The organism is Vibrio sp. 1402, assembly GCF_033340275.1.
Genome location: NZ_JAWOWE010000730.1, coordinates 1 through 513, shown reverse-complemented (window position 1 = coordinate 513; position 513 = coordinate 1). Strand labels below are relative to the sequence as shown.

The following is a 513-nucleotide window of genomic DNA, read 5'->3' as shown; positions in this document are numbered from 1 at the left end:
ATCTAGAGCAAATGACATCAGGTACTGACTACGCAGTAGGTCAAGAGCTCGTAAGTATTCGTCACCTTCCAATTTACTTTGACGCGCAAGGTGCGAAAGAAGCGGGTCTTCTAAACCCTGCATCAACAGTAAAAGTTCTGGAAGATAAAGGTGACTTCATCGAAATCGAAATTGACGGCTGGCGTAAAGCGAAAGGCTTTGGTCGCGTAATTCAAGAAGATTTCGGTAAGAACATTGCAACTGCGTCTCTACTTAAAGAAGCGTCTACAGACAGCAACATCGTTACGACTGGTGAAAAACGAGTGGACGAGCTGACTGGTCTTCCTTGGGAGAAAGTGGCAGCGAAAGTATGGATCAAGAAAGAGTCTATGCTGAACGACATCAACCCTGTATGGGAAAAATCGAAAGAAGCATACAAAACAAACTGTTCTGTATGTCATACACAACCAGCTGAAGCGCACTTCGATGCGAACACCTGGCCAGGTATGTTCGACGGCATGCTTGCGTTCGTTA

The 513-nt window shown here is 45.4% G+C and carries 1 pseudogene; it reads left to right on the top strand.

The annotated features are described in order from the left end of the window. Positions 1–513 (top strand): annotated as a pseudogene (locus R7044_RS28175) (pentaheme c-type cytochrome TorC); the annotation flags it as partial.